This window comes from Collimonas sp. (assembly GCF_044339385.1).
GTDB lineage: Bacteria > Pseudomonadota > Gammaproteobacteria > Burkholderiales > Burkholderiaceae_D > Collimonas.
Window position 1 is genome coordinate 1 of the sequence record NZ_JBIIVN010000169.1, and the last position, 5209, is coordinate 5209.

Sequence of the window (5209 nt, forward strand, 5' to 3'; positions counted from 1 at the left end):
CGAAACGCTTCTTTGGCGCCGCCCGCAACATCGAAGAAGGCGGTTCGCTGACCATCATCGCCACTGCGCTGATCGAAACCGGCAGCCGCATGGATGACGTGATCTACGAAGAATTCAAGGGTACCGGCAACATGGAAGTCCACCTGGAACGCCGCCTTGCCGAGAAGCGCGTCTACCCGGCGATCAACCTTAACAAGTCCGGCACCCGTCGCGAAGAATTGCTGATCAAACCGGATCAGTTGCAAAAGATCTGGGTACTGCGCAAGCTGCTCTACAGCATGGATGAGATTGAAGCGATGGAGTTCATCCTCGACAAGATGAAATCGACCAAGAACAACGCCGAGTTTTTCGACATGATGCGTCGCGGCGGCTGATCAACCTGGATTGATCAGTCAAGGTTGAAGGTGACGGTTGAAAATTGCGGTTGAAAGTTGCAGTTGAAAGTTGCAGTTGAAAGTTGCAGTTGAAAGTTGCAGTTGAAAGTTGCAGTTGAAAGTTGCAGTTGAAAGTTGCAGTTGAAAGTTGCAGTTGAAAGTTGCAGTTGAAAGTTGCGGTTGAAAATCTCTCAGCCGTCATGCAGAAAAAAACAGGCGCAAAATGATGAGGTAATTTTCGGCAATGGTAAGCCTAACAGGCTGAGCCATTCCCGCATCCTTACACCTGACGACATCCGCACTGGCCACCCCTGGCGGTACGGTTAAATGCTTTCCTTGCAACCACCCATTCCGGCAACCGCACATCATGGCAAATATCCCAACCAGACAATCCAAATTCGGCACCGTTCTGCGTGTTACCAGCGGCAATTTCATGGAGATGTTCGATTTCTTCCTGTTTGGTTTTTACGCAACCTACATTTCCAAGACCTTCTTCCCGGCGGGTGACGAATTTGCCTCGCTGATGCTGACCTTCATGACTTTCGGCGCCGGTTTCCTGATGCGCCCGCTGGGCGCCATCATCCTTGGCGCCTACGTCGACCGGGTTGGCCGCCGCAAGGGCCTGATCGCCACGCTGGCACTGATGGCGGCGGGCACCATGCTGATCGCCTTTGTACCCGGTTACGCCACCATCGGCTATGCGGCACCGCTGCTGGTGCTGATCGGCCGGCTATTGCAGGGCTTCTCGGCCGGCGTGGAACTGGGCGGCGTATCGGTGTACTTGTCCGAAATGGCGGCACCGGGCCACAAAGGCTTCTACGTCAGTTGGCAATCCGCCAGCCAGCAAGTGGCTATCATCGTCGCCGCGGCTCTGGGATTCGGTTTGCAGATATGGCTGCAGCCGGCGCAAATTGCCGACTGGGGCTGGCGCGTTCCATTCTTCATCGGCTGCATGATCGTGCCGGTGTTGTTTGTGATCCGTCGTTCGCTACAGGAAACCGAAGAATTCATGGCGCGCAAGCACAAACCACCAGTAAGTGAAATCCTGCGCTCGATGGTGGATAACTGGGGTCTGGTGATTGCCGGCATGATGCTGGTGTCGATGACGACTGTCTCGTTCTACCTGATCACCGTCTACACACCGACGTTCGGCAAGAGCGTCCTCAAGCTGAGCACCATCGATGCCCTGGTCGTCACCTTCTGCGTCGGCATTTCCAACTTCATCTGGCTGCCGCTGATGGGCGCACTGTCTGACCGCATCGGCCGCAAGCCCTTGCTGCTGGCGTTTACCATTCTGACCATCCTGACTGCTTATCCAGCACTGTCGTGGCTGGTGGTCGACCCTAACTTCCAGAAGATGCTGATTGTCGAGTTGTGGCTTTCTTTCTTGTATGCAAGTTACAACGGGGCGATGGTGGTGGCGCTGACCGAAGTCATGCCGGTTGAAGTAAGGACCGCCGGTTTTTCGTTGGCCTACAGCCTGGCGACCGCGATTTTCGGCGGCTTTACACCGGCTATCGCCACCGGCCTGATCGAATACACCGGCGACAAGGGCGCGCCGGGGATGTGGATGACAGCAGCCGCTATTTGTGGTTTGTTTGCAACATTGTATTTGTACCGCAAGAGCGGCAATCAACGGCCGGTGCCGGTGAATGGCTGAATCGCTGCTACGTGACAGCCCGCCTGAGCGCACTGAAAAACAGATTCAGGCGCAATTGCAGCCGTCACGAGAACATTGAAACTCAGTGCCGGAAGGTCGCCAAGGCACTGATTTCATTCGTTTTTTCCGATACCTCTTCGGATTTATTGTATAATTCGCGGTTTTCCACCACCGGCAAGTGATCGACAATCGGGTCAAGAAGCAGGACGACCGACGAAGTGATTGATTGGCTACCACTCAATTGAGGCAATTATGAAAGACGGCATTCACCCAAATTACCGCGAAGTTCTGTTCCACGACGTATCGAACGATTTCAAGTTCGTCACACGTTCAACCATCCAGACGCGCGAAAACATCACCCACGAAGGTAAAGAATACCCACTGGTGAAGATTGAAGTTTCGTCGGAATCGCATCCGTTCTACACGGACCAGCACAAGATCGTCGATACCGCCGGTCGCGTTGACAAGTTCCGCAAGAAATTCGGTACTGTCGGTTCCAAGACTTCGATCGCCAATACTTAATTCGATCGTCGCTTCAAAAAGGCAGCTGCGGCTGCTTTTTTGTTTTATCGGCATGCTCGGGAGCTGCACACTTCAACACCGCAAACTTCATTGCTGCAAACTTCATTGCTGCAAACTTCATTTAGTGCAGTTAATCTCTGCAGCCAAACTTGATGCAAAAAAGAATAGGTATGCCGAAAAGGGATGCCGAATAAATGGGGATATCGAAAAGCCGCCCCCGCAGCACAATACGTTGTGCATCGCCCTATCGCGATTGCGGCGTGCGGCAGTTTGTCGAATTCACGAAAAACCTTGCTGGCGATAGCGCGCTAGACTGCTATCCGGCACAATATCCAGCAATTCAAATAATCGGTCAAACAATATTGTGATGAAGCCCGTCCGCCTTCCTGCTGCCGCTACCAGCGCACTGCCACGCTGGGGCCTATGGGCACTTGGATTACTCTACATGCTGCCCGGCCTGCTCGGACGCGATCCCTGGAAAAACGAAGATGCAGCCAGCTTCGGCATCGCCTGGACCATGGCGCACGGTGGCATCAACGACTGGCTGGCAGCAAATATCGTCGGCTTGCCGATGCCTGGCGAAAGCCCGCTGACCTACTGGATCGGCGCTATCTTCATCAAATTGTTCGGCTGGCTGCTGGGCGATCCGCTGGCAGCACGTTTGTCTGCCGTGATATTTTTCCTGGTCGGCTCACTGTCGGTCTGGTACGCCACCTATCTGCTCGGACGACGCAACGAAGCGCAGCCACTGCGGCTGGCATTCGGCGGCCAGCCTGAACCAAGAGATTTTGGACGGACGCTGGCCGACGGCGCCTTTCTGATCTACCTCGGTTGCCTGGGATTGATGTCGAACAGCCACGAAGCCACCGCCAAGAGCCTGCAGATTGCACTGGTCGCTTTCTCGATCTACGTTGCCGTGCGCATGTTCGACAAGCCCAACTCAGCAAATAGTCTGCGCAGTGCCGCCTTGCTCGGTCTGACGCTCGGCCTGCTAGTGCTCACGCGCGGCTGGACCATCCCGCTTGGCATGTTGCTGGGCCTGTTCATACTGGCTTTTCTGCGTGAAAAAAAGATCGCGCGCGACCTGCTGCTGATCAGCCTGCCCCTGGCTGCAATTGTTGCCGGCATCTGGCTGGGCGTCAGCGTCATGGCACTACCCCAAGGCATCAAGTATTTCGCGGCATGGGAAAATATCAACATCCGCCAGTTGGGCTGGCCAAACTGGACTGCGCTGGTCTATTACTTAAAATACGGTATCTGGTTTGCCTGGCCGGCATGGCCGTTTGCCGGCTGGGCCGTGTATGCCTGGCGCCAGCAACGTTCAACATTGCACATCGCCTTGCCGCTGGCGTTCTTCATTAGCCTGACGGTTGTGATGCTGCTTAATCCGCACCCTGAAGAGGGCATTCTGCTGCCGTTGTTGCCGCCCCTGGTGATCCTTGCCGCTTTCGGCCTGCCGACGATGAAGCGCGGCGCAATCAACGCCGTCGACTGGTTCTCAGTCATGACGCTGACCGCCTGTGCGGCCTTCATCTGGCTGGCCTGGATTGCCAAAGAAAGCGGCTGGCCGACGCAAATCGCCAAGAATGTCTACAAACTGGCACCTGGCTTCAAGCCGGAATTCAACCCGGTTGCGCTGATCATTGCGTTGCTGGCTTCAATGTTATGGATACTGCTGGTGCACTGGCGACTGTCGCGCCGGCCGTCGGTGCTATGGCGAGCCGTCGTGCTGTCGTCCGGCGGGGTGATTCTGTGCTGGCTGCTGCTGACCACACTGTGGATGCCGTGGATTAATTACAGCAAGAGCTACGCTGGCGTTGCCGCCCAGATCCATGCACACCTGCCAACCGTCAGGCAATGCGTCGACAGCAATGTCGGCCCGTCCCAGCGAGCCTCGTTCGCCTATTTTGGCGACGTCCCGTTTGGCCAATTCGGCGAGCAGCATTGCGATTTCCTGCTCTATCAGGACAACGTTTCGGTCAAAACGGACGATGCGCTGTGGCGGCAGTTCAAAGGTAACTGGAAACTATTGTGGAGCGGACGCCGACCATCTGACCGCGATGAACGTTTCCGCCTGTATCAGCGGGTCGGCAACTAGCATCCCTGCAATCTCGCGAAAGCTGCCAGGTCGGCAAGAACAGCCGCGGCAATGGCAATGGCAATGGTAATGGCAGCTCAGTGCCGACATGAGAAAGTACAGCAGGTTTTTCGCCGGGGCTATTGATCGGGCTGTGGAAATAAGTCATAATAGCGGACGCGTTGCAGAGCACAGCTACATAGACATAGCGAAGCGCGCTAGACAAAAACATGGTTATCTTCTTGCGCCAATGCTGCTGTCGACGTAATTCAATTTGCCCGGGTGATGAAATTGGTAGACGTAGGGGACTCAAAATCCCCCGCCGCAAGGCGTGCCGGTTCGAGTCCGGCCCCGGGCACCAGATTCAGCAAAAAAGCACTGACTTCGGTCGGTGCTTTTTTCATTTGCAGCACCTGTTTTCTCAACCTTCCCACGCCACACATTCGCGCAACAGCCGTCCAGCGAATAACTGAGCTTCCCCCGAAATTTAGTCTTCCATAGGTAACGTAAAATCAACGATCCTTTGGAAAGACCAGCAATGAAGAAGATACCAAAACAGATGTACACGGCGGAGTT

4 protein-coding genes, 1 tRNA gene and 1 pseudogene are annotated in these 5209 nt (G+C 55.1%); 5 read left to right on the forward strand and 1 reads right to left on the reverse strand.

The window, feature by feature from the left end:
- Together rho and ACIQ0R_RS11025 are read left to right on the forward strand one after the other, a co-directional pair.
- Window positions 1-374: pseudogene (rho, locus tag ACIQ0R_RS11020) on the forward strand (transcription termination factor Rho); the annotation flags it as partial.
- 367 nt (window positions 375-741) lie between these two features.
- Window positions 742-2034 (forward strand): MFS transporter, encoded by a 1293-nt coding sequence (locus tag ACIQ0R_RS11025; protein WP_395827234.1) that lies wholly within the window; start codon window positions 742-744, stop codon window positions 2032-2034.
- 82 nt (window positions 2035-2116) lie between these two features.
- On the opposite strand, the gene ACIQ0R_RS11030 is transcribed toward ACIQ0R_RS11025, so the two are convergent.
- A complete protein-coding gene (locus ACIQ0R_RS11030) occupies window positions 2117-2275 on the reverse strand; it encodes a hypothetical protein (RefSeq protein ID WP_395827237.1) in 159 nt (52 codons plus the stop codon).
- Between the two features lie 11 nt (window positions 2276-2286).
- Here ACIQ0R_RS11030 and ACIQ0R_RS11035 point away from each other — a divergent pair, with 11 nt between their 5' ends.
- The 3 genes from ACIQ0R_RS11035 to ACIQ0R_RS11045 all read left to right on the forward strand — a co-directional run bounded on the left by ACIQ0R_RS11035 (window position 2287) and on the right by ACIQ0R_RS11045 (window position 4994).
- Window positions 2287-2556 carry a type B 50S ribosomal protein L31 gene (locus tag ACIQ0R_RS11035; RefSeq protein WP_395827242.1) on the forward strand — a complete coding sequence of 90 codons (270 nt, stop codon included), beginning with the start codon at window positions 2287-2289 and terminating at the stop codon, window positions 2554-2556.
- Window positions 2557-2923: 367 nt separating this feature from the next.
- On the forward strand, window positions 2924-4654 hold the full coding sequence (locus ACIQ0R_RS11040) for an ArnT family glycosyltransferase (RefSeq protein WP_395827245.1): 1731 nt from the start codon (window positions 2924-2926) through the stop codon (window positions 4652-4654).
- Window positions 4655-4909: 255 nt separating this feature from the next.
- Window positions 4910-4994: transfer RNA gene (locus tag ACIQ0R_RS11045), tRNA-Leu, on the forward strand.
- The last annotated feature ends 215 nt before the right edge of the window (window positions 4995-5209 follow it).

Bases quoted from the DNA above. Each gene is read 5' to 3' on its own strand.
- ACIQ0R_RS11025 (WP_395827234.1), top strand. From the start codon at position 742: ATGGCAAATATCCCAACCAGACAATCCAAATTCGGCACCGTTCTGCGT.
- ACIQ0R_RS11040 (WP_395827245.1), top strand. From the start codon at position 2,924: ATGAAGCCCGTCCGCCTTCCTGCTGCCGCTACCAGCGCACTGCCACGC.
- ACIQ0R_RS11035 (WP_395827242.1), top strand. From the start codon at position 2,287: ATGAAAGACGGCATTCACCCAAATTACCGCGAAGTTCTGTTCCACGAC.